Source organism: Kineococcus sp. AC630, assembly GCF_979255925.1.
Genome location: NZ_CEEDMJ010000010.1, coordinates 131,014 through 156,316, shown reverse-complemented (window position 1 = coordinate 156,316; position 25,303 = coordinate 131,014). Strand labels below are relative to the sequence as shown.

Here is a 25,303-nt window from a genome sequence, read left to right as displayed (position 1 = left end):
GCAGGGTGCTTCCGAGCGCGGTTCCGGTAGCGTCCGGCTCACCATGACGACGACCCCTGCGACGTCCTCGAGCCCACCGGGTGGGGCGGCCGCGGCTGCCCGCGGAGCCCGTCGCACCGAACGGCTGCTGAACCTCGTGATCGCGCTGTCCGCGACGCGCCGCTGGCTCACCAAGGAGCAGATCCGCACGGCCGTCCCGCAGTACGCCGACTGCGCCACCACCGTCGCCTTCGAGCGGATGTTCGAGCGCGACAAGGAGGACCTGCGCGAACTCGGCGTCCCCCTCGACACCGGCGGCGAGGACCCGCTGTTCGAGGACGAGGCCGGCTACCGGATCGACCGCGAGGCCTACGCGCTGCCCGAGATCCGGTTCACCCCGGGCGAGCTCGCCGTCCTCTCGCTGGCCAGCCGGGTCTGGCAGCAGGCGAGCCTCGCCGGCCCCGCGACCCGCGCGCTGGTGAAGCTGCGCAGCCTCGGCGTCGAACCCGACGAGAGCTCCCTCATCGGCGTGGAACCGCGGGTGCGCACGGCGGAACCCGCCTTCGACCCCCTCTACGCCGCGACCCGCGACAAGACCCCGGTGTCCTTCACCTACCGCCGCGCCGGCGGCGAACCCGCGACCCGCCACGTCGAACCGTGGGCCATCGTCAGCTGGCACGGGCGCTGGTACCTCGTTGGGCACGACCGGGACCGTGCGGACTCGCGGGTCTTCCGCCTGTCCCGGGTCGCCTCCGCGGTCAAGCGGATCGGACGGGCCGGCAGCTACGACGTGCCCGAGGGCATCGACCCGCGCGAGATCGTCGCGGGCAGCATCGGACCCGTCCGGCCGCCCCGGGAAGCACGGCTGCTGGTCACGGAGGGCAGCGGCCTGGCGTTGCGGCGCCGGGCCCGCAGCGTCGAGGCAGGATCCGGGGAGGACGTGGTCGTGGTGGAGGTCAGCGACGTGGAGGTGAGCGCGGACGAGATCGCCGGCTACGGCGCGGACGTCCTGGTCCTCGAACCGCAGGACCTGCGCGACGCCGTGGTGCGCCGACTCCGTGGGGCGGCGGGCGCATGAGCGGCAGCGCGTCGACGGAGCGGCTGTCGCGGTTGCTGGCGATGGTCCCCTACCTGCTCACCCACCAGGGCATCCCGCTGGAGGAGGCCTCGGAGCACTTCGGCATCAGCGACGACGACCTCGTGCACGACCTGGAGCTGCTCTTCGTCTGCGGGACGCCCGGGCACATGCCCGACGACCTCATCGACGCCCGCTGGGACTCCGGGCGGGTCTACCTCTCCAACGCCGACCCGATCGCGCGCCCGGCCCGCCTCGGCGTCGACGAGGCCGTCGCCCTGCTCGTGGGTCTGCGCACGCTGGCCCAGGTCCCCGGTCTGCACGACCGCGAGGCCCTCGAGGGCGCGATGGCGAAGCTGTCGGAGGCGACGGGGGAGGCGGGCCGGGCCGCGGGATCGGTGACCGTGGACGTCAGCTCGGGGGAGGAGAGCGCCGCTGTCCTGGAGACCTGCCGTGCCGCCCTGCGCGAGCACCGGCGCCTGCACCTGAGCTACCTCGTGCCGAGCCGGGACGAGCGCACGGAACGCGACGTGGACCCGATGCGGCTGGTGAGCGTGGAGGGACGCTGGTACCTGGAGGCGTGGTGCCACCGCGCCGAGGGTGTCCGGTTGTTCCGGGTCGACCGGATCGAGTCCGCCGAGGTCCTCGACGTCGACGGGACCCCACCGACGCAGGCGGTCTCGCGCGACGTGGGCTCCGACCTGTTCGAGCCCAGCCCGGACGACCTCGTCGTCACCATCGACCTGGCCCAGCAGGCCGCGTGGGTCGTCGACTACTACCCCGTCGACTCCGTCGAGGACGCGCCGGAGGACGGCTGGGAGGACGCCGCCCTGCGCGTGAGGCTCCGCACGGCGGACACGCACTGGGTGCACCGGCTGCTCCTGCGCCTCGGCGCCGGCGCCCGCGTCGTCGACCCGCCGGAGCTGGCCGTGGACGTGCGCAACGGCGCCCTGGCCGCCCTGGAGCGGTACCGCTGAGCCGTTTCGGCGACTGTCTGTAACGAAGTGAACGCACAAGGTCACGGCATGTGTCAAGGTTGGGCCGAAAGGGCGTTCAAGGGATCGCGAGGACGTGCCGAAGCAGTGGTTGTCGGACGGCGGAAAGCGTCCGCCGGACCTACACCACGAAACGGAAGGTGCTCGAGATGACCACGATCAAGGCTTCCTGCCCCTGCTGCGGCGACGTTGAACTGACCCCGAAGCAGGTCCGCCTCGTGGTGTGCTCCGCCAAGGAGCGGTCGTTCTACGCCTTCGGTTGCCCGAAGTGCAAGGACGAGGTCCGCAAGCCCGCCGGCGAGGACGTCGTCGCGCTGCTCGTCTCCGGCGGGGTCGCCGTGGAGCGTTGGACCATCCCCGCCGAGGCCATGGAGGAGCACAACGGCTCGACCATCGCCTGGGACGACGTCCTGGACTTCGCCCTCGTGCTCGACTCCTGCGACGACCTCGCCTCGCTGGCCGCCCGCGGCCTGCGCACCGTGCGCTGACGCACCCCCACACTCCCCGAGAGCCGCTCCGCGGACGCCACGGCGTCCGCAGGGCGGCTCTCGTGCTTCCTGGGTGTTCACCGGGAGTGTGCCCAGGAGACGCCTCAGGGGAGGTGTTCGGGCGACTCGACGCGCATGCTTGTCCCACAGACGGCTTCGATCGACGTACGATGGCCGCGCTTCGTCCAACCCTGGAGGACTGATGTTCCGCAACCTCGTCGACCACCCCTGGGTGCTCGTCATCCTCGTCGTGCTGATCATCGCGCTGTTCGGCAGCAAGCGTCTGCCCGACGCCGCGCGTGGCCTCGGCCGCTCGATGCGCATCTTCAAGTCCGAGGTCAAGGAGATGAAGAACGACGGCAAGGAGGAGACCACGAAGTCTCCGACCACCGCCGGCCTCGACTCCGAGCCCACGGCCCTCGAAGCCAAGCTGGCCGCCGAAGAGGCGCAGGCCAAGGCGGCGTCCGAGCACCAGACGCGCGCGTCCTGACCCGCCGCACCGCCTGAGATCGCATCCCTGACATGGCCGTCACCACCGTCCGACGACGCTCCTCCAAGGATCCCGAGGGGCGCATGCCCCTCATGGACCACCTGAAGGAGCTGCGCAACCGCGCCGTCAAGGCCGGTATCGCCCTGTTGATCGGCAGCATCCTGGGCTGGTTCTTGTGGCGCGGGTGGAACGAGCCGTTCTGGGGTCTGCCCAGCTTCCACGGCGGGATCTTCGGTCTCATCCAGGACCCGCTGGTCAAGGCTGCGGCGGCCAAGAACCTGAGCAACGTCAGCATCAACTTCGGTCAGGTCGGGTCTGCCTTCGACTTCGCCATCAAGGGTGCGATCTGGGTCGGTGTCATCGCCTCGAGTCCGTTCTGGCTGTGGCAGTTCTGGGCGTTCATCACGCCGGGGCTGACCCGGAAGGAACGTCGCTACGCGGTGGGGTTCATCTCCGCTGCGGTGCCGCTGTTCCTCCTCGGGGCGGGGATCGCCTACAGCGTTCTGCCGAACGCAGTCCGGTTCCTCATCGACTTCACCCCCGAGAACGGGTCGAACGTCATCGACTCGTCGATCTACCTCAGCTTCACGATGCGCATCATCCTGGCCTTCGGCGTCGGGTTCCTCATGCCGGTGGTCCTGGTCGGGCTCAACTTCGCTCACCTGCTGTCCGGCAAGGCGATCCTGAAGCAGTGGCGCATCAGCGTCTTCCTGAGCTTCCTCTTCTCCGCGATCGTGACGCCGACGTCCGACATCACGACGATGCTGCTGCTCGCCTGCCCACTGCTCATCCTCTTCGCCGTCGCCACGGTCATCTGTCTCCTCAGTGACCGACGCCGTGCCAAGAACTCTGACGAGCCGGACTACACGAACCTCAGCGACGACGAAGCCAGCGCCATCTGACCCGATGACCTCTCGGGGGCGGGTCGGCCTCCTCGTGAACCCGACGGCGGGTCGCGGGGTTGGTCGTGTCGCTGGTGCCCACGTCCTCTCCACCCTGCACCGCCTCGGTCACTCGGTGACCGACCTCTCGGGCCTCGACTTCGCCTCCTCCGCTCGCGCCGCGCGCGAGCGGGCGGGCGAGTTCGAGGCCCTCGTCGTGGTCGGGGGCGACGGTCTGGTGCACGCCGGGCTCGAGGCCGTCGCCGGCACGTCGACCGCCCTGGGCATCGTCCCCGCCGGCACCGGCAACGACCTGGCCCGCGGGCTCGACCTCCCGCTGGGTGATCCGGTGCGTTCGGCGGAGCTCGTCTCCACGGCCCTGCACGAGGGGCGGTCGCGGACGGTCGACGCCGTGCGGGTGGGGTCGAACTGGTTCGGCAGCATCCTCGCCTCCGGTGTCGACGCCCTCATCAACGAACGCGCCAACTCCTGGCGCTGGCCGCGCGGGCCCGCGCGCTACACCCTGGCCGCGGTGCGGGAGCTCGCCGTCGTCCGGGGGCTGCCGATGCGGATCACCCTCGACAGCACCACCGTCGAGCAGGAGTGCCTGCTCGTCGCCGTCGCCAACACCCGCAGCTACGGCGGCGGCATCCTCATGGCCCCCGACGCCGACCCGACGGACGGGCTCCTCGACGTCGTCGTCGTGGACCGCCTGCCACCGATCGCCGCGTTGCAGCTCTTCCCCCGGGCTCGTCGGGGTGCGCACCTGAAGCTGCCCGCCGTCCACGTCCACCGGGTCCGCAGCGTCACCCTCGAGGTCCTCCCCGGCGCAGCGCAGCCGCACCCCCACGCCGACGGCGAACCGTTCGGGCACCTCCCCGTCACCTGCACCGTGGTACCGGGCGCGCTGCGGGTGCTCGGCTGACGTACTGTCAGCCCATGGCGAGCCCCGCGGAACGCTACGCGGCAGCGCGCCGTCGCACCGAAGATTCCAGGACCGAGCTGGCACAGTTCGCGAGCACGGTGGGCTTCGAGCTCGACGGCTTCCAGCTGCAGGCGTGCCAGGCCCTGGAAGCAGGTCGCGGCGTCCTCGTCGCCGCCCCCACCGGCGCGGGCAAGACCGTCGTCGGGGAGTTCGCGGCGCACCTGGCGTTGCAGACCGGTCGCAAGGCGTTCTACACGACGCCCATCAAGGCCCTGTCCAACCAGAAGTACACCGAGCTCGTCGAACGCCACGGCTCCGCCGCCGTCGGCCTGCTCACCGGCGACAACTCCGTCAACGGTGAGGCTCCCGTCGTCGTCATGACGACGGAGGTCCTGCGCAACATGCTCTACGCGGACAGCCCGCTGCTCGACGGCCTCGGCTACGTCGTCATGGACGAGGTCCACTACCTCGCCGACCGTTCCCGCGGCGCCGTCTGGGAAGAGGTGATCATCCACCTGCCCTCGGAGGTGCTGGTCGTCTCGCTGTCGGCGACGGTCAGCAACGCCGAGGAGTTCGGCGCGTGGCTGGACACCGTGCGCGGGGACACCGAGATCGTCGTCTCCGAGCACCGGCCGGTCCCGCTCTGGCAGCACCTCGCCGTCGGGACCCGCCTCTACGACCTCTTCACCGACCCCGACGGCGAGGCCCTGGAGGGCGACGAGGGATCGCTCGTGCCGGGCGCCATCGTCAATCCCGAGCTCGTCGCGATGTCGCGCCAGCAGGTCCGTTCCGACCGGCTCGCCGGACCGGGTGGTCGCGGGCGGCGCCGCAGTCAGCAGCGGCCCGGCCCGGGCGGTCACCGCCCCTCCGGGGTCGGCCGTCCTGCCTCGCGGGCGCAGATCCTGGACACCCTCGACCAGGCCGGGTTGCTGCCGGCGATCACGTTCATCTTCAGCCGCGCGGGCTGCGACGCGGCCGTCCAGCAGTGCGTCGCGTGGGGGTTGCGGCTCACCACGCCCGAGGAGGGGCGGGCGATCCGTGCGATCGCCGAGGAGCGCTGCTCGGAGATCCCCAGTTCCGACCTCGCCGTCCTCGGGTACTGGGAGTGGCTGGACGGGCTGGAGCGCGGACTCGCCGCCCACCACGCCGGCCTGCTGCCGGTGTTCAAGGAGACCGTCGAGCACCTCTTCGCAGCCGGCTACGTCAAGGCCGTCTTCGCGACCGAGACCCTCGCGCTCGGCGTGAACATGCCGGCCCGTTCCGTCGTCCTGGAACGCCTGGTGAAGTGGAACGGGCAGACCCACGTCGACATCACGCCGGGGGAGTACACCCAGCTGACCGGTCGCGCCGGTCGGCGCGGGATCGACGTCGAAGGCCACGCCGTCGTCCTGTGGTCGAACCAGACCGATCCGGAGGCCGTCGCCGGTCTCGCCTCGCGACGCACGTTCCCGCTGCGTTCCAGCTTCCGGCCGACCTACAACATGGCCGTGAACCTCGTGGAGCAGGTCGGCCGCGAACGGGCCCGCGAGATCCTGGAGACCTCCTTCGCGCAGTTCCAGGCCGACCGGGCCGTCGTCGGGCAGGCGCAGAAGATCAGGTCCCAGCAGGAGGCGCTGCGCGGTTACACCGAGGCGATGACCTGCCACCTCGGCGACTTCGGTGAGTACTTCGCGCTCCGCCAGGCCATCAGCGACCGGGAGAAGGAACTCTCCCGGTCCGGGGTCGCGGCGCGGCGCACCGAGGCCCGCGAGTCCATCGAAGGCTTGGGCCGCGGTGACGTGGTGAAGCTCCCCGGTGGGCGGCGCGCGACGTTCGGTGTCGTCCTGGACCTGTTGCCCGGGAAGGGGTTCGACGGGCCGTCCCCGCGCATCCTCAGCCAGGACCGCCAGGTCCGGACCATCGACTCCGGTGAGTTCTCCGGTGCCGTGGAACCCGTGACGCGGGTGCGGATCCCGAAGAACTTCAACTGGCGCTCCCCACAGGAACGTCGCGACCTGGCGTCGTCGTTGCGCAACGCCCTGGCCGAGGTCGGGGGCGGCGACGTCCCGCGCCGCCGCCGGACGTCGACGGCGGGTGAGGACCGGGAACTGGTCACCTTGCGCGACCGGTTGAAGGCCCACCCCTGCCACGGTTGCTCCGAACGTGAGGAGCACGCCCGGTGGGCGGTGCGCGAGGAGAAGCTGCGCCACGACACCCAGGGTCTGCAGCGCAAGATCGAGGGCCGCACGGGCACCATCGCCCGGACCTTCGACCGGGTCTGCGACCTGCTGGCGGAACTGGACTACCTCGGGGCGGACGGGTTGTCCGTCACGGACGAGGGGCGCACGCTGCGCCGGATCAACGCCGAGACCGACCTGCTCGTCGCCCAGTGCCTGCGCCACGGCGCGTGGACCGGGCTGAGCGCCCCCGACCTCGCGGCCGCGGTCTCGACGCTGGTCCACGAGTCGCGCCGCGACGAGGGCGGACGCCCCGACCGCATCCCGCGCAAGGTCGAGGCGGCCATCGCCACGACCCACCGGTTGTGGAGCGACCTCACCGACCGCGAGGACCACCACAAGGTGCCCGCGACCCGCGAACCCGACGCCGGGCTCGCCTGGGCCGTGCACCGCTGGGCCAGCGGGCACCGCCTCGACGAGGTCCTCCGCGAGGCGGACCTGGCCGCGGGTGACTTCGTCCGCCGGTGCAAGCAGCTCGTCGACCTGCTGGACCAGATCGGCATCGCCTCCACGGAGCCCGGGGTGCGCAAGGCGGCGCGGGACGCCGTCGACGCGGTGCGCCGCGGGGTCGTCGCCCACACCTCCCTGACCTGAGCCGTCCCGGGGCCCTCACCGGGGTGCGGCGACGAACCAGGCGGTGGCCTCCACGGTGAACGCCCCGTGGGGGAGGAGTTCCGCGCACCGCCGGCGCAGGGTCTCCCGGGCGCTGGGCCCCAACCGGGCCACGTGGTCCCCGGCCGGCCCGACGCCGAGGGTGTAGGACTCCCACCACGCGTCGAAGGAGTCGTAGCCGACCTCGACCGTGAGCTCGTCGTCGAGGTCGGGCGGCAGGTCCGCACCCCGGAAGAGGTCGGCGAGTTCGCCCTGCACCCTCCCCGACCGACCGGGTTCGCCCCGAGCTGCGGGGTCGAGGCTGCGCACCGCCGTCCAGAACGTGGTCAGCGGGCTGCGTTGCCCGCCGAAGTCCCAGACGCTGGCCGCGACGCGTCCGCCGGGACGGGTCACCCGGCGCATCTCCCGCAGCCCGCCCACCGGGTCGGCCATGAAGTGCACGACGAGTTGCGCGACGCTGAGGTCGAAGGTCTCGTCGTCGTGGGGGAGGAACTCCGCCGCGGCGACGCGCGCGTCCACGCCGGGGAGACGTCGCGCGACCGCAGCGACGGGCTCCGGGGCGGGGTCGACGGCGGCGACGGCCGGCGCACCGAGCACTCCGACGAGTTCCGCGGTGAGCGCGCCGGAACCGCACCCGACGTCCAGGGCACGCTGACCGGGCCGGGGTCCGAGGGCGGCCACCGTCCGCCGGGCGAGGGGGACGGCGAAGCGGCCCATGAACCGGTCGTAGTCCGCGGCGACGTCGAAGGCCATGCTGGACGGTACGCCCGCGCACCTGCGGGGAGCGTGTGGTTGCCTGAGCGCGTGAGCACACTGACCGACACCTTCACCCTCTCCAACGGCGTCGAGATCCCCAAGGTCGGGTTCGGCACCTGGCAGATCCCCGACGGGGACGCCGCCTACGACGCCACCACCACGGCGCTGACGACGGGCTACCGCCACGTCGACTCCGCCCGCGCCTACGGCAACGAGGCCAGCGTCGCCCGCGCCGTGCGCGACAGCGGCCTGGCCCGCGAGGACGTCTTCGTGACCACGAAGCTGCCCGCCGAGATCAAGGACCACGACGAGGCCCTCGCCAGCTTCGAGGCCTCCCTGGCCGACCTGCAGCTCGACCACGTCGACCTCTACCTCGTCCACGCGCCGTGGCCCTGGAGCGAGATGGGCAAGGACTGCCGCGAGGGCAACATCGCGGTCTGGACGGCGCTGGAGGAGATCCACGCCTCCGGACGGGCCCGTTCCATCGGCGTCTCGAACTTCTCCGTGGCCGACCTGGAGTCGCTGACCGCCGCGACGAGCGTGCTGCCGCACGTGAACCAGATCCGCTGGTTCATCGGCAACACCCAGGACGAGACGACGACGTGGTGCAAGGAGAAGGGGATCCTCGTCGAGGGGTACTCCCCGCTGGCCACCGGTGGTCTCGTCGACGACGAGGCGATCGCGGCGGTCGCGGCGAACTACGGCCGCACCGTCGCGCAGGTCTGCCTGAAGTACCTGCTGCAGAAGGACGTCCTGCCGCTGCCCAAGAGCACGACCCCCTCGCGCATCGCGGAGAACGCCGACCTCGACTTCGAGATCTCCGCCGCCGACCTCACGGTCCTGGACGCGCTGCACCGTGACTGACACCGCCCCGGTCGGGAGGGTGCAGGACTGGACCCGGAGCCCGTTCACCGGTGGGGGCCAGACCTACGACTGCTACGAACGGGGTCGGGGACCCGGGGTCGTGCTCGTCCCGGAGGTCCCCGGGTTCACACCCGAGGTCGTCGGGTTGGCCGACCACCTGGTGGCGGAGGGGTTCACCGTCGTCGTCCCCTCGCCGTTCGGCACGCCCGGGCGGGCGGCCAGCACCGGCTACGTCGCGGCGACGGTGGCGAGGCTGTGCGTCGCGAGCGAGTTCCGCGCCTTCGCGCTCGGGGCGCACCGGCCCTTCACCGACTTCCTCCGCGCCCTGGCCTCCGACCTCGCCGGCCGCACGCCGGGCCGGGGCGTGGGGGTCATCGGGATGTGCTTCACGGGAGGTTTCGCGTTGGCCGCGGCCGTCGACGACTCCGTGGGCGCCGCTGTCCTGAGCCAGCCGGCCCTGCCCTTCCCCGTGTCGAGGAGGCACCGGGCCGACCCGGCGACGAGCCCGGCGGAGTTGGACCGGATCGCCGAACGCGCCGCGACGGGTTCGGTGTGCGCCCTGGGTCTGCGCTTCACCCGCGACGCCGCCGTCCCCGCGGCGCGCTTCGCGACGATCTCGGCCCGCCTCGGGGACGCGTTCCGGGTCATCGAACTCGACTCCGGGCCGGGCAACCCCGGCGAGTTCTCGAAGGGCGCCCACTCCGTCCTCACCCACGAGGTCCGCGAGCGCCCGGGTCATCCGGCGTTCGAGGCGCGGGGACAGGTCGTGGGTTTCCTGCGGGAGCGCCTCGGTCAGTCGCGGGGCTGAACGAGGGTGGTGAGGACGCGCTCGACGCTGGACTGGATGCCCCAGCGGTGGACGAGTGCGCCGAGGGCGTCGAGGTCGGCGGGTTCGCGGGGGAGGGTGTCGTCGAGGTCGGGGAGGGGGACGTCGCGGGCGGTGTTGACGACGACGGTCGCGGCGGTGAGGTAGTCGCGGGCGTCGAGGAGCTTGCGGCGCTGGCCGGGGGAGAGGCCGGTGGTGGGGTCGTCGGCGGCGGCGACGAGGGCGGCGAGGTCGCCGTAGCGGTTGATCAGGGCGGCGGCAGTCTTCTCGCCGATGCCGGGGACGCCGGGGAGGCCGTCGGAGGGGTCGCCGCGCAGGACGGCCATGTCGGCGTAGGCCTGGCCGGTGCTGACGCCGTACTTGGTGTGCAGCCAGGGTTGGTCGACGAGGTCGGCCTTGCGGACGCCCTTGCCGCAGTAGACGACGCGGACGCCGAGGTCGTCGTCGACGAGCTGGAAGAGGTCGCGGTCGCCGGTGACGACGTCGACGGGGTCCTTCGAGCGGACGGTGAGGGTGGCCATGACGTCGTCGGCTTCGTAGCCGGGGGCGCCGACGCGGGTGAGACCGAGGGCGGCGAGGACGTCGACGATGACGTCGACCTGGGGGAGCAGCTGGTCGGGGGCTTCCTCGCCACCGTCGGGGGCGACGCGGTGGGCCTTGTAGGAGGGCAGGGCCTCGACGCGGAAGGCGGGGCGCCAGTCGTCGTCCCAGCAGGCGACGAGCCGAGTGGGGCGGTAGGTGGTGAGCAGGTGGGCGAGGGAGTCGAGGAATCCGCGGACGGCGTTGACGGGGGTCCCGTCGGGGGCGGTGATCGACTCGGGGACGCCGTGGAAGGCGCGGAAGTACAGCGAGGCGGAGTCGATCAGCATCAGCTTCTGCGCGGGGGCCCCGGTCGACGACGTCATGGGCTTCACCGTAGGGGGTGGGTGGGGTCCGTCGGATGTCGTGGAGGTTCGGTCCGGATGGGTGACGCCGACGGGCGCCGGACGGGTCAAGCTGTGAGGGTGGGAATCGAATCCACACCGAAGTCACAGCCCGACCAGGGGGGACCTTCCATGAACACCAGCACCCGTCGCCGTCGTCGGATCAGCACGTTGGCCGTGAGCGGCGCGGCCGTGCTCGCTCTCGGTCTGGGGGCGTGTGGTGGCGGTGACGACTCCGCGAGCAAGCCGACGACCGCCACGTCCTCGCCCGCGACCGAACTGACCGCGATGCAGGTCGTCAAGGCCTCCTCGGTGCAGTCGAAGGAGGCCGGGAGCGGCAAGTTCTCCTTCACGATGGACGGCACCGCCTCCGGGCAGGCCCTGAACTTCTCGGGTGACGGCGCGTTCGACATCGCCAAGAACGCTTTCGAGATGACGATGTCGCTGCCCGCCGAGGCCGGGGGGTCGAAGCTGACCTTCCGGATGGTCGACGGTGTGGCGTACCTCTCGGGTGCGCCGCTGACGGCCGAGGGGCAGTGGATGAAGATGCCGCTGGACCAGCTCGGCGCGACGGGTCTGGACACCTCCTCGATGGACCCGGCGAAGTCGCTGGAGCAGTTGGAGGGTGTCGCCGACGGCGTCAAGGAGGTCGCCCCGATCTCCGTGCGCGGGGTGCAGGCGAAGGGGTACGCGGGGACGATCGACGCGGCGAAGGCCCTGGAGCTGGCTCCGGCCGAGCAGCAGACCGACGAGGCGAAGGCGGCTGCGGCACAGCTGGGTTCGATCCCGTTCACGCTCTACGTCGACGACCAGAACCGGCCGGTGCGCATGACCGAGCAGGTCACCGTCGAGGGGTCGACGCTGAACGTCTCGATGGACTACTACGACTGGGGCAGCTCGGTCGACGTGGCCGCTCCGGACCCGGCCAGCGTGACGCAGGCCCCGGACATGGGGGCCCTGGCGGGCGAGCCGGCGGCTGCGGGCGCCTGAACCCTGCGGTGGGTCCCGCGCGGGGCGGCTCCTACGCTGCCTCGCGTGGAACCCAGCGCTGGTGCGACCCGACGGCTCTACCGCGGTGGGGCGGTGTACTCACCCGCCGACCCGTTCGCGACGGCGATGCTCGTGGAGGGCTCCTCGGTCGCGTGGGTGGGGCCGGAGGAGGCCGCGTCGGCGTGGACGCGGGAGGGTGACGAGGTCGTCGAGCTGGACGGCCGGTTGATCACACCGGCGTTCGTGGACGCGCACGTGCACCTGACGGAGACGGGTCTGCGCGAGACCGGGCTGGACCTCGCGGGGGTCCGCAGCGCGGGGGACCTGCTGGACGCGGTGGCGGTCCGGGCGCGGCCGGGGGAGTTGCTGGCCGGTTTCGGGTGGGACGAGTCCCGCTTCGAGGACGGGCGGGTCCCGACGCGCACCGAGCTGGACCGGGCCGCAGGTGGGGCGCCGGTCCTGCTGTCGCGGGTGGACGGTCACAGCGCCCTCGTGTCGACGTCGTTGGCCCAGGCGGCGGGGTTGCGCGGTCTGGAGGGGTGGGACGAGGACGGCGTGGTGCGCCGGGAGGCCCACCACGCGGCGCTGGAGGCTCGCTGGGACGCGCTGAGCCCGCAGGCGGCGCAGTTCGCCCGCCGGGCCGCCCTGCAGGCCGCGGCGGCCGCGGGGATCGGCACGGTCCACGAGATGTCCGGGCCCTGGCTCGCCCCGCCCGGTGACCTGGAGGCGCTGCAGGCGCTCTCGGACGCCGAGGCCCTGCCGGACGTCGTGGGCTACCTCGCGCACCGGGTCGCTTCGCCCGAGGAGGTCGCCGCGGTCCTGGCGGGGACGAGCGCACGGGTCGCCGGGTTGGGGGGCGACCTCACGATCGACGGGGCCATCGGTTCCCGCACGGCCGCGTTGCGCGCCGACTACGCCGACGCCCCCGGGCACCGCGGCTCGCTGCACCTGGACGCGAGCGCCGTGCGGGACCACCTGCACGCCTGCACGCGGGCCGGGGTCCAGGCCGCGTTCCACGCGATCGGCGACGCCGCGCTGGCGGTGGTCGCGGAGGCGCTGGAGGCCGTGGCGGGCGATCTGGGTGTCCCGGCGCTGGCCTCGGCGGGCCACCGCGTCGAGCACGCGGTGATGGCGGGGCCGGAGGTGGTGGCGGCGTTGGCGCGGTTCGGGACCTCGGTCAGCGTCCAGCCCGCGTTCGACGCGCGGTGGGGCGGCCCGGGTGGGTTGTACGAGACCCGTCTCGGGGTGGAGCGGGTGCGGGCGAGCCACCCGTTCGCGGCGTTCGCGGCGGCCGGGGTGCCGTTGGCGTTCGGCTCGGACACGCCCGTGACCCCGTTCGCTCCGTGGGCTGCGGTGCGGGCGGCGGGGTTCGGGCACGACGAGGTGCGGGCGGTGTCGGTGCGGGCGGCGTTCCTGGCCCACACGCGGGGCGGTCACCGGCTGGCGGGGCGGGGCCACCCGGGTGTCCTGCGCCCGGGGGCGCCGGCGACGTACGCGGTCTGGGACGTGCAGGACCTCGTGGTGCAGGCTCCCGACCGTCGGTTGTCGGGGTGGAGCACGGACGCCCGTTCGGGGACTCCGGGACTGCCCGACCTGGGCCCCGGTGCGCCGGAGCCGGTGTGTCGCCGGACCGTCGTCGACGGGGTCGTCGTGCACGACCGGTCCTAGGACACCTGCCGGTGTCCGACACGCCGGGCGACACGCCGGGCGAGGGCTGCTGGTGGCTGCTCGTGGGTCGGGTGTGACCTGCCGCGATGCACGTCGTCGCAGGTCACGGGCAGGTTGACAGCAGGCGGCGGCTGAGTAGCTTCTGAGGTGCAGTCCACGACGAGGAGTACCGATCGGTGCGCCGCGCCACCGCCGTTTCAGCCGCACCACCTGCGACGACGTGTGGAGCGCTGACCGACCGGAGTGGGCGGGGTCGAGTCCGTGCACCCCTAGACAACGGCACGCACCTCGTGGCCGACGGGGCGCGCGACGGCACGAAGGGCGCGCGGACTCGACCTGTTGTTCGGCCCCGACCGGCGCGACCCGCGGTGGCCCCGTTCCCGCGTTCCTCGCTTACCCTCGCGGGATGCGCGTGCGACCGGCTGATCCTGCTCCTGCGAAGCTGCCGGTGGCGCTGCTGCTGGCCCTCGCGGGCGGTGTCGCCACGTGGGCGGCGTTCCCCGGGTCGGTGTCGCCGTCGGGGTGGTGGCCCACGGCCGTCGTGGGCATCGCCCTGCTGAGCCTGGCCACCCACGGGGTGCGCGCCCGGCGCGGGTTCCTGGCCGGCCTCCTCTTCGGCCTGGCCTTCATGTTCCCGCACCTGGCGTGGAGCGGGACCTACGTCGGTCTGCTGCCCTGGTCCGCGCTCTCCGTCGTGTGCGCGCTCTTCTACGCCGTCCTGGGGGCCTTCCTGCCCCGGCTGCAGCGCGCGCGCTGGGGGCTGGCCCCGTTGGCCGTCGCGACCGGGTGGGTGGCCCTGGAGGCCGCGCGGGCGCGGTTCCCCTTCGAGGGGTTCCCGTGGGGACGCGTCGCGTTCTCCCAGGCCGACGCGCCGACCCTGGGGCTCGCCGCGCTGGGCGGTTCTCCCGCCGTCACCTTCGGCGTGGCCCTGGCGGGCGCGTTCCTCGCCCTCGCCGTGCTCGCGCTGCGACGGCTGCCTGCTCCGCTGGGGGCTGTGCGGGGCACACCCCGGCTGCGGCCCGCGGTCGTGTCCCTGCTCCTCGCCGTGCTCGTCACCTGGGCGGGGGCGCTCGTCCCACGTCCCACGGGCGCGGAGGAGGGCACGAAGCGCATCGCTGCGGTGCAGGGCGACGTCCCCGAGGCCGGGCTGGAGTTCAACGCCGAACGGCGTGCGGTGCTGGACAACCACGCCGGCGCGACGCAGGCCCTGGCGGCCGCGGTGCAGGCGGGGACCGCGCAGCGACCCGACCTGGTGCTGTGGCCGGAGAACTCCAGCGACATCGACCCCTTCGAGAACGCCGACGCGGCGGCCGTCATCGAGTCGGCGACGAGGGCGATCGGCGTCCCCGTCCTCGTCGGTGCCGTCCTGGACGGTCCGGGCCGCTTCGTGTCCAACACGGGGATCGTGGTGACCCCCCAGGACGGCCTGGACGGCGCGCTCGAGGACGACACCCGGCACTACGTGAAGCAGCGGCCGGCCCCGTTCGGGGAGTACATGCCCTACCGGTCCTTCTTCCGGATCTTCAGCGACAAGGTCGACCTGATCTCCCGCGACTTCGTCCACGGTGACCACGTCGGGCTGCTGGAGATGAACGGTGTCCGGGTCGGCGACGTCATCTGCTTCGAGGTCGCCTTCGACGACACCGTCCGCGACTCCGTGCGGGCCGGCGCGCAGTTCCTCGTCGTCCAGACCAACAACGCGACGTTCGGCTACTCCGACGAGGCCGTCCAGCAGCTCGCGATGTCGCGGCTGCGGGCCGTGGAGAGCGGGCGGGCCGTCGTGCAGATCTCCACGGTCGGGGTCAGCTCGATCATCAGTCCCGACGGAACGGCCCACGACGAGAGCACGTTGTTCACCCAGGACGTCCTCCAGGGAGATGTTGTGCTGCGTTCCACCGAGACGATCGCGACGAAGGTCGGGGCCGGACCCGAGTACGTGCTGAGCGGCCTCGCGCTGCTCCTGCTGCTGACCGCCCGCCGCGGCACCCGGCCCGACCGCCGCGGCCGGGGCACCCGGCGGCGGGTCCCCGACGCACCCACGGGTGATCCGGTGCCGGCGTGAGCGCCTCCTCCGCCCCACCGGTGCGCCGGCGCCGCTGGACGTCGTGGATCCCGGTGGGCCTGGTGCTGCTGCTGGCGCTGGAGGTCTGGCTGCTCGTCCAGCTCGGGCACCTCGTCGGCGGTGGCTGGGTGTTCGTGCTGGTCGTCGCCGAGACGTTCGGCGGGGCTCTCGTGCTGCGCCGCGCCGGGCGCCGGGCGGTGGCGGCGTTCCGCCAGACGGCGTCGGTGCCCTTCGGGGCGCCCGTCCCCGGCCAGCAGCCCGGCCTCGTCGGCAACGCCGTCCTCGCGGGGGCCGGTGGCGTGCTGCTCATCCTGCCCGGCTTGATCAGCGACGTCGTGGGCCTGCTGTGCATCCTGCCGCCGACGCGGCGGCTGCTGCGCGCCCTCTTCGTCCGCCTGGTGCGGACCCGGGTGGAACGCGCCGTGCGCGAGGCCGGGGGCACGGTCGTCGTGGGTGACGTCGTCGAGCACGGGGACGTCGTCGACGGTGAGATCGTCGACGGTGAGGTCGTCGAGGACCCGCGCGAACTCGGTCGCTGACCCCGACCGAGCGCTCCGGACACCACGAAGGCCGGCCCACCAGGTGGTGGACCGGCCTTCGTGGTGCGCGCTGGATCAGGCGCTGCGCTTGATCAGTTCGCGGCTGCGGAGCAGCGCGAGCCTCTCGTCGAGCAGGACTTCCAGTTCGGCGATGGTGCGACGCTCCAGGAGCATGTCCCAGTGCGTACGCGCCGGCTTGCCGGCCTTGCGCTCCGGTGCGTCGGTGTCCGCACGCAGGGCTTCCGCCCCGCAACGGCACTCCCACAACGGAGGCACGTCGGCCTCCAGCGACATCGGCACCACGACCGTGTGCCCCTCGGGGCAGTTGTACGTGACCATCTGGCGCTCGGCCGGTTCGACACCGGACTCGCTCTCGAGGCTCGCGGCTCCGAGGCGGGACCCTCGCAGGTTGCGCTCGCTCATAGTGACCTCCCCATCGTCCCCCTCGTCACGGCTACTCCCGCGGTCCGGGGAGAGTGAAGGGGACTTGATGGTTGAACGCCGTGACGACCCCCGCTGTTCCGCGACTTCCGCACTCGGAGTGTGGAGGTCATGTGCGCAGCGAGGTTGATTGGTTACTCAGCGTACTGGATCGGTACCTCGGCGTGCCTGCTGAACCCCGGCATCCACATCTACCCTCGACAAGAGCAACGCCCCCACCACGAAGAAGACCAGCAACGCCATCAGCGCCGGGCGGTAGGAACCGGTCAGTTGCGCGACCAGCCCGAAGACCAGTGTGCCCAGCCAGCTCGTCCCCCGCTCGCCGGCCTGGTAGAGGCTGAAGTACTCCGCCTCCGCCCCGACCGGCACCAGCCGGCTGTAGAGCGAGCGCGACAGGGCCTGCGTCCCCCCGAGCACCAGTCCGATGAGCACGGCCAGACCCAGCCACGTCGGGAACGCACCCCGCGGGACCCCGAAGGCGATCACCACGACCACCGTCCACAGGCCCAGCCCACCCATGACGGTCCGCTTCGCCCCGAACCGGCCGGCGAGGCGGCCGAAGAGCAGCGCCCCGAGGAACGCGACGCCCTGCACCAGCAGGATCGTGGTCAGCAGCTGCGCCTGGCTGAAGCCGAGCTCCTCCTGGCCGTAGACGCTCGCCGCCGCGATGACGGTCTGGATGCCGTCGTTGAAGATCAGGTAGGCCACCAGGAACCGCAGCACCTGGGGGTGGGCCGGCAACCCGCGCAGGGTGGCGACCAGCTGGCGCACCGGCGCGGTCAGGGACCCCCGCGCACCCGGCGCGAGGTCGAGCACCGGGCGGGCCGGCAACCGCCGCAGACCGAAGAACGGCACGAACGTGAACAGCCCCCACCACAGCCCGGCCGAGGCCAGCGAGACCCGCACCGCCCACTCGTCGTCGAGACCGAAGGTCGACGGCGTGGACACCAGCACCAGGTTGATCGCCAGCAGCAGGAAACCCCCGAGGTAGCCCGCGGCCCACCCGCGCGAGGAGACCTTGTCGCGGTCCTCCGGGGCCGCGACGTCGCAGAGCAGCGCGTCGTTGACCACCAGGGAGCAGACCAGGCTGACGACGGCGACGAGGGCCAGCAGGACCCCCAGCCACCACCGGTCCCCACCCATCGCGACCATCGCCGTCCCGGCCGCCGCGCCGACCCAGGCGAAACCGGCCAGCAGGCGGTGCCGGTGACGGCTGCGGTCGGCCAGCGCCCCCACGAAGGGCAGCACCAGCGCCGCGAGGATCGTCGCCAGGGTGATCGTGTAGAGCGCCAGCGAACCCGGGGCGATCGGCAACCCCAGCACGGAGAGGGTGCGGGTGCAGCCGTCCGGCGCCTCCGGGCACGCCGCCCGGCGGGCCAGCACCGTGAGGTAGGGCGCGAACAGGACCGTCTGGGTCGTGGTGACGAACGCGGAGTTGGCCCAGTCGTAGACGTACCAGGAACGACGCGCCCGCCCCAGGGCCGGGTCGAGCGTCGTGCTCACGAGGACCACTCACCGCGGGCGAGCAGGACCTCGCGCAGGACGTCGGCGCGGTCGGTGATGATGCCGTCGACCCCGAGGTCGAGGAGGGCACCGATCTGCACGGCGTCGTCGACGGTCCAGACGTGCACCTGCGCGCCCGCACCGTGCACGGCGTCGACGAAGCGCCCGGACACCACCTCGACCCCGTTCTGGCGCACCGGCACCTGCACGGCGTCGACCCCGGCCAGGGCCCGCCGCACCAGCGGTGGGGTGCGCAGACCGGCCCCCACGAGGGCCAGGGCGGTGGAGCGCGAGGACGCCGACGTCGCCTCGGCCCCGCCGACGGCGGTCAGCGCGGCCCGGCGACGGTCCTCCGCGAACGCCGTCACCAGGACCCGGCCGTGCGCCCTCGTCCGACGCAGCACCGCGTCCAGTCCCGGGATCGCCGAGGTCGTCTTCACGTCGAGGTTGAACCGGGCCTGCGGGAACGAGCCCAGGACGTCCTCCAGGCGGGGGACCGGTTCCCGCCCGGCGATGCGGGCGCGGCGGACCTGCGCCCAGGGCGTCCTCGCCAGTTCACCCCGCAGGTCGGTGACCCGGTCCAGGCGCTCGTCGTGGAAGGCGAGCAGCTCCCCGTCGGCCGTGGCCCGCACGTCGGTCTCCAGGTAGCGGTACCCCAGTTCCACCGCCGCCGCGAAGGCCGGCAGCGAGTTCTCCAGCCCGGCGAGCTCACGGGTGGCGGAGAAGCCGCGGTGGGCCATCGCGATCGGTCCCTCCCACGCGCAGAACGCGTGCCGGGCCGGCGGCCGGGGAACCATCAGTCGGTGAACTCCCAGTGCCACGGTTCGAACTGCCCGCCGCGGTTCTGCGCCCACGCGGGGTTGATCCAGCCGTAGAGGGCGGCGTTGCGGTCCATCCACAGGTGCTGCGGCGAGCCGGCGTTCTGGATCCCACCGCCGAGGTCGACGGCGATGCCCAGCCCGTGACGGCTCGTGCCCGGCGTCGCGGCGAGTCCGGGTTTGCGCTGCTTGACGTCGATCTGCTCGGCCAGCGTCCGGTAGGAGTCGGTGACCGGGATGTTGGTGCCGAAGGCCTCGGCGTAGGCGGTGTTCAGCGCCGCGAACGCGTTCGCCGCGTCGGAGCGCAGGACGTGGTTCGGGGCACTGGCCAACGGGCACAGGGCACTGCGGGGGATGAGCCCGTTCGCGTAGCCGGCGAGGCTGATGCTCGTGTTGCAGTCACCGACGGCGCCGTACCCGCTCGAGGCGGCCGCCGCGAGGGCCGCGTCGGCCTGGGCCTTGGCGGTGGCCAGGTTGGCCGCCCGTTCGGCGTCGGAGCTCGCCGTGCCGGCGGCCGTGCTCTGCAGGACGGCGAGGGCGGCGACCTGCGTGCGCTGCTGGGCGAGCAGGGCGTCGGCCTGCTGCTTGGCGGAGGTGGCGATGTCGGCCTGGGTCTGCGCCTCCAGACGGGCCGCGGCCGCCTGCGCGGTGGCGTCGACCTGGTCGCGCTGGGCCTGTTCGTAGGCCTCGACGGCGTTGCTGCGGCCGTCGCCGATGCGCTTCACCGAGGCGAGGGCGCTGGCGGTGTCGTCGGTCGCTCCGCCCCGCAGGACGTCGACCAGACCCGAGTACTCCCGCAACCCACCCGCACCACCGCGGTAGGACGACGCCGCCCACTGCCCCAGGTCCTTCTTGCCCTCGGCCAGGGTGATCTCGGCCTGGCGCAGCCGCTCCTGCTGGACCGCCTCCTTGGTCACGGCGGCCTGCCGTGCCTCGTCGGCCCGCTGGAAGTTCTCCAGTGCCGTGCTGGCCTGCTTCGCGAGCGCGTCCAACTGCGACTGCGCCGCGTCGAGCTGGGACTGGACCTGCGCGGCCTGCGCCGCGGACGCCGCGGCCTGGCGCTGCGCCTCGGCGAGCTGCTGCGGGGAGGGCGTGCCGGTCCCGACGGAGACGGGGGTGATGGTGACGGGCGTGACGGTGACCGCCGTCGCGGGCGCGACGACGCCCAGGCTCAGGCAGCTGCTGCCGACCACCGCTCCGGCCAGGAGCAGGGTCGCGCGCAGTCGCTGCGAGCGGCGGGCGGGGCGGGCCTGCGGTGAGAGCACGTCGTGCACGTCCAGTGTGGTCGGGGGCGCTGGCCCGGTGTGGCTGCGTCTGCTCGTCCGGAGCGTCGGTCCGGAGCGTCGGTCTGTGCGTCGGTGGGGAGGTCCGGTGAGGACCGCGGGCGAGACTACCTCTCGCAACCTCGGCACCACGAGGACCGGCACGTAGGTGTGGACAACGGGCGTGACGAGCATCACAACCCGGAGGGCTGATCATTCGTCACGTTCCGCATCGTCCCAGACCCCGTGGTGCCATCATCCGGCGGTGCCAGCGCCCCGCCCCGAATCCCACCCCGACACCGTGGTCCTGAACGACGTGGCGCACGCCGCGGCCGACGACGCGGGCGGCATCGACCCCGCCTTGCTCGGCGACTTCCTCGACGCCGTCTGGGGTGCCGTCGTCGAAGGACGCCGGCTCTCCACCGCTCGCACCGCCCGCTACCGCAGCGTCGGGGAAGGGGCCGCGACCTCGGGCGTGGCGTTGCGCGCCCTGCTCGACCTCTACCTCTCCGCCGCGTGGCGGCTGTGGCGGCACCTCCCGCCGGTCGCCGCCGCGCACGCGGACCCGGACGGGGTCGTGACCGCCGGGGAGGTCGTCCTGCGGGCCACCGACGACGCCGTCGCCTCGCTCACCGAGGGCTACCAGCTCGCCCGTCGCCAGCTCGTGCGCCGAGAGGAGTCCGACCGCCGGGAGTTCGTCGACGACCTGCTGGCCGGCACCGCCGACGTCAGCGGCCTGCTGCGCCGCGCCCCGCGCTTCGGCCTCGAACTGACCGGCCCGCACGCCGTCGCCGTCGTCCGCGCGCAGACCCCCTTCCGCGACGGCAGCCCCCAGCTGGCTGTCGTCGAACGCCGCCTGCAGGGCAGCGTCGCCGACGCCGACCCGCTCGTGGCGACCAAGGACGGCGCCCTCGTCGTCGTCTTCGCTGCCCCCGACCGGGCCGCGGTCGACGAGGTCGTCCTGCGGTTGCGCGACGTCCTCGGTCCCCCCGACCGCACCGCCTGGCGCGCCGGCGTCGGACGCCCCGCCGCGGGGGCCGCGGGTGTCGTCGGCTCCTTCGAGCAGGCCCGCCGCGCCCTGGAGCTCGGCCGCCGCCTCGGCACGGGGGACCCGGTGGCCGACGCGGCCGACCTCCTCGTCCACGAGGTCCTGCTGCGCGACCCGGGCGTCGCCCGGGACCTCGTCGAGTCGACGCTGGCCCCGCTGCGCCAGGTGCGTGGGGGAGCGGAACCCGTCCTGGCGACCCTCGAGGCGTACCTGGACTCCGGCGGCAACGCGACCGAGACCGCGCGGCGCCTGCACCTGTCGGTGCGGGCCGTCACCTACCGCCTGGCCCGGGTGCGCGACCTCACCGGGATCGACGCGACCCGCTCCGAGCACCGCTTCGGGCTGCAGGCGGCGGTGCTCGCCGCCCGGGCACTGGGCTGGCCGGGGGAAGGTGACTGACGACCTTGCCGGACATCGGCAAGGAAGAGCCGCCAACTCGTCCAATCCTCGACTCCGCTTTGCCACCTCCCGGCAGTCATGATGGGTGAAAGCGACAAACGTCGTCACGAACCCTCACACACCGGGAGATCACAGTGGACCTGGGGTTGAACGTCCCCTTGTGGGCCTGGCTGGCGCTCGGCGCGGTCATCGTCGTCATGCTGGCGATCGACCTGCTGTCCCACCGTGGAGCCCACGTCATCGGCTTCCGCGAGGCGGCCATCTGGAGCACCGTCTGGGTCGCGATCGCACTGGCCTTCGGCGGCATCATCTTCTGGGCCTACGGCGTCGACGCCGGTACCCAGTACACGACGGCCTGGTTGCTGGAGAAGAGCCTCTCCGTCGACAACCTCTTCGTGTTCGCGCTGATCTTCGGGTACTTCAAGGTCCCCCGTGAGTACCAGCACCGGGTCCTCTTCTTCGGGGTCTTCGGCGCCCTGATCTTCCGCGCCATCTTCCTCGGCGTCGGCGTCGCGGTCGTCGAGCGCTTCACCGTCATCCTCTTCGCCTTCGGCGCCATCCTGCTGTGGTCGGCCTGGAAGATGCTCAAGGGCGACGACGGCGAGGAGAGCGACCAGAGCAACAACATCGGTGTCCGGATGCTCAAGCGGGTCATCCCGCTGAAGGACGAGTACCACGGCACGAAGTTCTTCATCAAGGAAGCCGGCAAGCGCTACGGCACCCCGCTGCTCGCCGTCGTCGCGGCCATCGAGGCCGCCGACCTGATCTTCGCCGTCGACAGCGTCCCGGCCGTGCTCGCGGTCTCCAGCGAACCGTTCATCGTCTTCTCCTCCAACGCCTTCGCCATCCTGGGGCTGCGGGCGCTGTTCTTCCTGCTCTCCGGTCTGCTCGAGCGCTTCCACCTGCTCAGCAAGGCGCTGGCCTTCATCCTCGCCTTCATCGGCGTGAAGCTGTTCTTCCAGGCCGGGCACGAGGTCATCAGCCCCTCGATCCCGCACATCCCCACCTGGGTCAGCCTCGGCGTCATCGTGGTCTCGCTGACGTTGGCGATCGTGCTCAGCCTGCGCCACCCGGCACCGGCCGCGGTGGGCGAGGGCTCCACCCCGGAGTCCACCGACGAACCCGCGGGGGAGCCGGTCGACAAGCACTGAACCGCAACGCCCCGAACGCCCGTCCACCCCTCCCGGGTCGGCGGGCGTTCGGCCGTCCGGGCGGGGTTCCTCACGCCGGGCTCAGGTCGGAGTCGGTGTACGCCGACAACAGTGACTGACCGTCGAGCCCAGCGGCGTCAGGAATGGAGCCCTCCCACCGTGAAGCAGTTCTCCTGCGGCGACGTCGTCGCCGGGTGCTCACGCACCTTCACCGCCCACGACAGCGACTCCATCCTCAACGAGGTCTCCGGCCACGCCCGCCACGACCACGGGCTGCGCGACGTCCCGGCCGAACTCGTCGGGCAGGTGCTGCTCGCCATCCGCGAGGTCCGCTGAGCCCGCCACCGCGCTGCGTGGTGCACTTGCGCCCGTGCGCACCCCGCTGCTGACCGCCGCCGCCGCGAGCTACCTCGCCAACTGCGCCCTCGGCGCGGCCGTCGCCACCCGGGTCCTGGACACCTCGGGGTTCCGCTGGGTGCACCACGCCGTCTACGTCGCCACCGCCGTCCTCACCGCCGCCGCCGGAGCCGAGCTCGCCCTGCGCCGCGACCGGGCCTTCTTCCGCCTCCTCCCCGCGGCGCTCCCGCTGCTGGCGATCCCGGCGGTCCCGGCCCGCACGCGCTGGCACCCCGTCATCGCCGGCAGCGCCGCCCCCGCCTACGCCGCCGCCCTGGCGAGCTGACCGGCCGTGGAACTGCGCGCGGCGATCGCCGCCCGACGGACCACCAACGGGGCGTTCCTGCCCGACCCGGTGAGCCCGGAGCACCAGCGGATCCTCATGGAGGTCGCCGCCCGGGCCCCCTCGCAGCTGAACAGCCAGCCCTGGCGGTTCGTCCTGGTGGAGTCCCGCGCCACCGTCGAAGCGGTCGCGCGGGTCAGCGGCGCGTCGATGACGACGGCCATGGGCAACGGGACGTTCTTCGAGCGCTACAAGCGCTACTTCCGCTTCAGCGCCGAGGAGATGGAGAGCAGTCGCTCCGGGATGCTCTTCGACAAGCTCCCCGCGCCGTTGCGCCCCTTCACCCGCAGCGTCTTCACCCGACGCGGGCAGTTCGTGGTGAACCTGCTGCGGATCCCGCGCAAGCTCGGCCGCCAGAACCGGGACCTGGTCGCCGGGTCCCCGCTGCTGCTGGGGGTGATGCTGGACCGCGCGGAGTACCGGCCGGGGGAGTTGTCCGGCTTCTACTCGCTGTTCTCGATGGGCGCGGCGATGGAGAACGTCTGGCTCTCGACGACGGAGCTCGGACTCGGGATCCAGTTCGTGAGCTTCCCGATGGAGGTCCCCGGGGCCTGGGAGACGCTCGTGGACCTGCTGAAGGTCCCCGACGACCTCGAGCTGATGGCCGTCTACCGGATCGGCTACCTCCCCGAGCAGGCCCGCCGGCCGGTGATCGACTGGTCCAGCCACGAACGGCGGCGGGTGTCGCAGTTCGTCTTCCGCGAGGACTGCCGCACGCCCCAGGAAGGGTGGGACGGTGACGCTGCGGTGACGTGAGCGCGCCTACCGTCGCGGGGTGGAACTCCGCTTGTTCGGCGGGCCCGACGTCGTCGACGACGGGCGGTGCGCCCCGCTGCCCGAGGCCGGTCGTCGCCTGGTCGTCCTGCTGGCGCTGCGCGGCGGCCGGGTCGACCGCCGCGAACTCTCCGCGACGTTGTGGCCCGACGGCGACGACCTGCGGGCCGGTGGGAACCTGCGCTCGACGTTGTGGCGGTTGCGGGCGGCGGAACTGGACCTCGTCGAGGCGACGCCCGGCTGGTTGAGGTTGCAACCGGGAACCCTGCTGGACACGACCAGGCAGTCGGCGTGGGCGGTGCGCCTCATCGGCGGGCACGCGCTGGAGGAGGACCTCGCCGAGGGGATCTGGCGCACGATCACCGTGGACCTGCTGCCGGACTGGAGCGACGAGTGGGTCGTCTTCGAACGTCGGCGGCTCCGCCAGCGCTACCTGCACGGACTCGACGCCCTGGCCCGCACCCTCCTGAGCGCCGGGCGCACCGCCGCCGCGGTGCAGGCCGCCGCCGCGGCGTTGCGCGCGGACCCGTTGCGCGGCAGCGCACACCGCACCCTGCTCGAGGCGTACCTGGCCCGCGGGGACGAACTCGGGGCCGCCCGTACCCGCACGACCCTCACCCGCCTGGCCCGGGTCGGGGTCACGCTCCGGTGACCGCGGACACCCCGCCCGACGGCCTGATCACCTCCGTCGCGCTCGTCCGGGTCTGGCGGGAGGAACCCTGTGGCTGCTTCCGGGCCCGGATCAGTGCACTGGACACCTCCAGCGCGTCCCGCTGGGAAGCCGCGACGGCCTCGCGGGAGGAACTCCTGAGCCTGCTGGGACGGTGGGTGGAGGAGGTTTCCGGGACCGGTTCCTGACCGCGGCGGAGCGTGGTTGAC

The 25,303-nt window shown here is 72.8% G+C and carries 26 protein-coding genes; 20 read left to right on the top strand and 6 right to left on the bottom strand.

Annotation, left to right across the window (positions count from 1 at the left end):
- Window positions 1–43: 43 nt before the first annotated feature.
- From AC0I8G_RS12680 to AC0I8G_RS12650, 7 genes are all read left to right on the top strand, one after another.
- Complete coding sequence (locus AC0I8G_RS12680; RefSeq protein WP_380256624.1) at window positions 44–1,057, top strand: helix-turn-helix transcriptional regulator; 1,014 nt, start codon at window positions 44–46, stop codon at window positions 1,055–1,057.
- Window positions 1,054–2,031 (top strand): helix-turn-helix transcriptional regulator, encoded by a 978-nt coding sequence (locus AC0I8G_RS12675; RefSeq protein ID WP_380256626.1) that lies wholly within the window; start codon window positions 1,054–1,056, stop codon window positions 2,029–2,031. Before AC0I8G_RS12680 ends, AC0I8G_RS12675 begins: the two co-directional genes overlap by 4 nt.
- Window positions 2,032–2,198: 167 nt before the next feature.
- Window positions 2,199–2,537, top strand: a complete 339-nt coding sequence (locus tag AC0I8G_RS12670; RefSeq protein ID WP_328296112.1) for a hypothetical protein — start codon at window positions 2,199–2,201, stop codon at window positions 2,535–2,537.
- A gap of 202 nt (window positions 2,538–2,739) precedes the next feature.
- The gene (tatA, locus tag AC0I8G_RS12665; RefSeq protein ID WP_380256628.1) at window positions 2,740–3,027 is read left to right on the top strand and encodes a Sec-independent protein translocase subunit TatA; all 288 of its coding nucleotides are present in this window, start codon (window positions 2,740–2,742) and stop codon (window positions 3,025–3,027) included.
- 32 nt (window positions 3,028–3,059) lie between these two features.
- Window positions 3,060–3,929, top strand: a complete 870-nt coding sequence (gene tatC, locus AC0I8G_RS12660) for a twin-arginine translocase subunit TatC (protein ID WP_471730236.1) — start codon at window positions 3,060–3,062, stop codon at window positions 3,927–3,929.
- A gap of 4 nt (window positions 3,930–3,933) precedes the next feature.
- Entirely contained in the window at window positions 3,934–4,833 is a 900-nt protein-coding gene (locus AC0I8G_RS12655; protein ID WP_471730235.1) for a diacylglycerol/lipid kinase family protein, read from the top strand.
- 14 nt (window positions 4,834–4,847) lie between these two features.
- On the top strand, window positions 4,848–7,643 hold the full coding sequence (locus AC0I8G_RS12650; RefSeq protein WP_471730234.1) for a DEAD/DEAH box helicase: 2,796 nt from the start codon (window positions 4,848–4,850) through the stop codon (window positions 7,641–7,643).
- A gap of 15 nt (window positions 7,644–7,658) precedes the next feature.
- Here the strand turns inward: AC0I8G_RS12650 and AC0I8G_RS12645 are convergent, their stop codons facing one another.
- Window positions 7,659–8,414 carry a class I SAM-dependent methyltransferase gene (locus AC0I8G_RS12645; protein WP_471730233.1) on the bottom strand — a complete coding sequence of 252 codons (756 nt, stop codon included), beginning with the start codon at window positions 8,412–8,414 and terminating at the stop codon, window positions 7,659–7,661.
- A 51-nt stretch (window positions 8,415–8,465) separates the two neighbouring features.
- Between AC0I8G_RS12645 and AC0I8G_RS12640 the strand changes: the two genes are divergently transcribed.
- Both AC0I8G_RS12640 and AC0I8G_RS12635 read left to right on the top strand, forming a co-directional pair.
- Window positions 8,466–9,281 (top strand): aldo/keto reductase, encoded by an 816-nt coding sequence (locus AC0I8G_RS12640; RefSeq protein ID WP_471730232.1) that lies wholly within the window; start codon window positions 8,466–8,468, stop codon window positions 9,279–9,281.
- The gene (locus AC0I8G_RS12635; protein ID WP_471730231.1) at window positions 9,274–10,089 is read left to right on the top strand and encodes a dienelactone hydrolase family protein; all 816 of its coding nucleotides are present in this window, start codon (window positions 9,274–9,276) and stop codon (window positions 10,087–10,089) included. Before AC0I8G_RS12640 ends, AC0I8G_RS12635 begins: the two co-directional genes overlap by 8 nt.
- Here the strand turns inward: AC0I8G_RS12635 and AC0I8G_RS12630 are convergent.
- Window positions 10,074–11,012, bottom strand: coding sequence for a 5'-3' exonuclease (locus AC0I8G_RS12630; protein ID WP_471730230.1), 939 nt, complete (start codon window positions 11,010–11,012; stop codon window positions 10,074–10,076). The two genes, AC0I8G_RS12635 and AC0I8G_RS12630, sit on opposite strands and share 16 nt — an antisense overlap.
- Before the next feature lie 150 nt (window positions 11,013–11,162).
- Between AC0I8G_RS12630 and AC0I8G_RS12625 the strand changes: the two genes are divergently transcribed.
- The 4 genes from AC0I8G_RS12625 to AC0I8G_RS12610 all read left to right on the top strand — a co-directional run bounded on the left by AC0I8G_RS12625 (window position 11,163) and on the right by AC0I8G_RS12610 (window position 16,289).
- A complete protein-coding gene (locus AC0I8G_RS12625; RefSeq protein WP_471730229.1) occupies window positions 11,163–12,020 on the top strand; it encodes an SCO4651 family lipoprotein in 858 nt (285 codons plus the stop codon).
- Between the two features lie 126 nt (window positions 12,021–12,146).
- The gene (locus AC0I8G_RS12620; RefSeq protein ID WP_471730270.1) at window positions 12,147–13,688 is read left to right on the top strand and encodes an amidohydrolase; all 1,542 of its coding nucleotides are present in this window, start codon (window positions 12,147–12,149) and stop codon (window positions 13,686–13,688) included.
- 406 nt (window positions 13,689–14,094) lie between these two features.
- Window positions 14,095–15,750 (top strand): apolipoprotein N-acyltransferase, encoded by a 1,656-nt coding sequence (gene lnt / locus AC0I8G_RS12615; RefSeq protein WP_471730228.1) that lies wholly within the window; start codon window positions 14,095–14,097, stop codon window positions 15,748–15,750.
- Window positions 15,747–16,289, top strand: a complete 543-nt coding sequence (locus AC0I8G_RS12610) for an FxsA family protein (RefSeq protein ID WP_471730227.1) — start codon at window positions 15,747–15,749, stop codon at window positions 16,287–16,289. The genes lnt and AC0I8G_RS12610 overlap by 4 nt, the downstream gene beginning before the upstream one ends.
- Before the next feature lie 75 nt (window positions 16,290–16,364).
- On the opposite strand, the gene AC0I8G_RS12605 is transcribed toward AC0I8G_RS12610, so the two are convergent.
- From AC0I8G_RS12605 to AC0I8G_RS12590, 4 genes are all read right to left on the bottom strand, one after another.
- On the bottom strand, window positions 16,365–16,712 hold the full coding sequence (locus AC0I8G_RS12605; protein ID WP_328296125.1) for an RNA polymerase-binding protein RbpA: 348 nt from the start codon (window positions 16,710–16,712) through the stop codon (window positions 16,365–16,367).
- Between the two features lie 156 nt (window positions 16,713–16,868).
- A complete protein-coding gene (locus AC0I8G_RS12600; RefSeq protein ID WP_471730226.1) occupies window positions 16,869–18,233 on the bottom strand; it encodes an MFS transporter in 1,365 nt (454 codons plus the stop codon).
- Window positions 18,230–18,973, bottom strand: coding sequence for a glycerophosphodiester phosphodiesterase family protein (locus AC0I8G_RS12595; RefSeq protein ID WP_471730225.1), 744 nt, complete (start codon window positions 18,971–18,973; stop codon window positions 18,230–18,232). The genes AC0I8G_RS12600 and AC0I8G_RS12595 overlap by 4 nt, the downstream gene beginning before the upstream one ends.
- Window positions 18,974–19,029: 56 nt before the next feature.
- Window positions 19,030–20,325: a D-alanyl-D-alanine carboxypeptidase family protein gene (locus tag AC0I8G_RS12590; protein ID WP_471730224.1), complete on the bottom strand. Its 1,296-nt coding sequence runs from the start codon at window positions 20,323–20,325 to the stop codon at window positions 19,030–19,032.
- Window positions 20,326–20,578: 253 nt separating this feature from the next.
- Between AC0I8G_RS12590 and AC0I8G_RS12585 the strand changes: the two genes are divergently transcribed.
- From AC0I8G_RS12585 to AC0I8G_RS12555, 7 genes are all read left to right on the top strand, one after another.
- Window positions 20,579–21,760 carry a PucR family transcriptional regulator gene (locus tag AC0I8G_RS12585; RefSeq protein WP_471730223.1) on the top strand — a complete coding sequence of 394 codons (1,182 nt, stop codon included), beginning with the start codon at window positions 20,579–20,581 and terminating at the stop codon, window positions 21,758–21,760.
- A gap of 146 nt (window positions 21,761–21,906) precedes the next feature.
- A complete protein-coding gene (locus AC0I8G_RS12580) occupies window positions 21,907–22,911 on the top strand; it encodes a TerC family protein (RefSeq protein WP_471730222.1) in 1,005 nt (334 codons plus the stop codon).
- 159 nt (window positions 22,912–23,070) lie between these two features.
- A complete protein-coding gene (locus tag AC0I8G_RS12575) occupies window positions 23,071–23,247 on the top strand; it encodes a DUF1059 domain-containing protein (protein ID WP_380256660.1) in 177 nt (58 codons plus the stop codon).
- A 34-nt stretch (window positions 23,248–23,281) separates the two neighbouring features.
- Complete coding sequence (locus AC0I8G_RS12570; protein ID WP_471730221.1) at window positions 23,282–23,593, top strand: hypothetical protein; 312 nt, start codon at window positions 23,282–23,284, stop codon at window positions 23,591–23,593.
- Window positions 23,594–23,599: 6 nt separating this feature from the next.
- A complete protein-coding gene (locus tag AC0I8G_RS12565; RefSeq protein ID WP_471730220.1) occupies window positions 23,600–24,406 on the top strand; it encodes a nitroreductase family protein in 807 nt (268 codons plus the stop codon).
- A 19-nt stretch (window positions 24,407–24,425) separates the two neighbouring features.
- Window positions 24,426–25,076: an AfsR/SARP family transcriptional regulator gene (locus tag AC0I8G_RS12560; protein WP_471730219.1), complete on the top strand. Its 651-nt coding sequence runs from the start codon at window positions 24,426–24,428 to the stop codon at window positions 25,074–25,076.
- Window positions 25,073–25,282, top strand: a complete 210-nt coding sequence (locus AC0I8G_RS12555; RefSeq protein ID WP_471730218.1) for a hypothetical protein — start codon at window positions 25,073–25,075, stop codon at window positions 25,280–25,282. The genes AC0I8G_RS12560 and AC0I8G_RS12555 overlap by 4 nt, the downstream gene beginning before the upstream one ends.
- Window positions 25,283–25,303 lie beyond the last annotated feature (21 nt).

What these genes read in the sequence shown, in the direction of transcription:
- AC0I8G_RS12605 (WP_328296125.1), bottom strand. Translation starts at nt 16,712, where the DNA reads ATGAGCGAGCGCAACCTGCGAGGGTCCCGCCTCGGAGCCGCGAGCCTC.
- tatA (WP_380256628.1), top strand. Translation starts at nt 2,740, where the DNA reads ATGTTCCGCAACCTCGTCGACCACCCCTGGGTGCTCGTCATCCTCGTC.
- lnt (WP_471730228.1), top strand. Translation starts at nt 14,095, where the DNA reads ATGCGCGTGCGACCGGCTGATCCTGCTCCTGCGAAGCTGCCGGTGGCG.
- AC0I8G_RS12595 (WP_471730225.1), bottom strand. Translation starts at nt 18,973, where the DNA reads ATGGCCCACCGCGGCTTCTCCGCCACCCGTGAGCTCGCCGGGCTGGAG.
- AC0I8G_RS12630 (WP_471730230.1), bottom strand. Translation starts at nt 11,012, where the DNA reads ATGACGTCGTCGACCGGGGCCCCCGCGCAGAAGCTGATGCTGATCGAC.
- AC0I8G_RS12670 (WP_328296112.1), top strand. Translation starts at nt 2,199, where the DNA reads ATGACCACGATCAAGGCTTCCTGCCCCTGCTGCGGCGACGTTGAACTG.
- AC0I8G_RS12680 (WP_380256624.1), top strand. Translation starts at nt 44, where the DNA reads ATGACGACGACCCCTGCGACGTCCTCGAGCCCACCGGGTGGGGCGGCC.
- AC0I8G_RS12655 (WP_471730235.1), top strand. Translation starts at nt 3,934, where the DNA reads ATGACCTCTCGGGGGCGGGTCGGCCTCCTCGTGAACCCGACGGCGGGT.
- AC0I8G_RS12625 (WP_471730229.1), top strand. Translation starts at nt 11,163, where the DNA reads ATGAACACCAGCACCCGTCGCCGTCGTCGGATCAGCACGTTGGCCGTG.
- AC0I8G_RS12620 (WP_471730270.1), top strand. Translation starts at nt 12,147, where the DNA reads ATGCTCGTGGAGGGCTCCTCGGTCGCGTGGGTGGGGCCGGAGGAGGCC.
- AC0I8G_RS12650 (WP_471730234.1), top strand. Translation starts at nt 4,848, where the DNA reads ATGGCGAGCCCCGCGGAACGCTACGCGGCAGCGCGCCGTCGCACCGAA.
- tatC (WP_471730236.1), top strand. Translation starts at nt 3,060, where the DNA reads ATGGCCGTCACCACCGTCCGACGACGCTCCTCCAAGGATCCCGAGGGG.
- AC0I8G_RS12675 (WP_380256626.1), top strand. Translation starts at nt 1,054, where the DNA reads ATGAGCGGCAGCGCGTCGACGGAGCGGCTGTCGCGGTTGCTGGCGATG.
- AC0I8G_RS12645 (WP_471730233.1), bottom strand. Translation starts at nt 8,414, where the DNA reads ATGGCCTTCGACGTCGCCGCGGACTACGACCGGTTCATGGGCCGCTTC.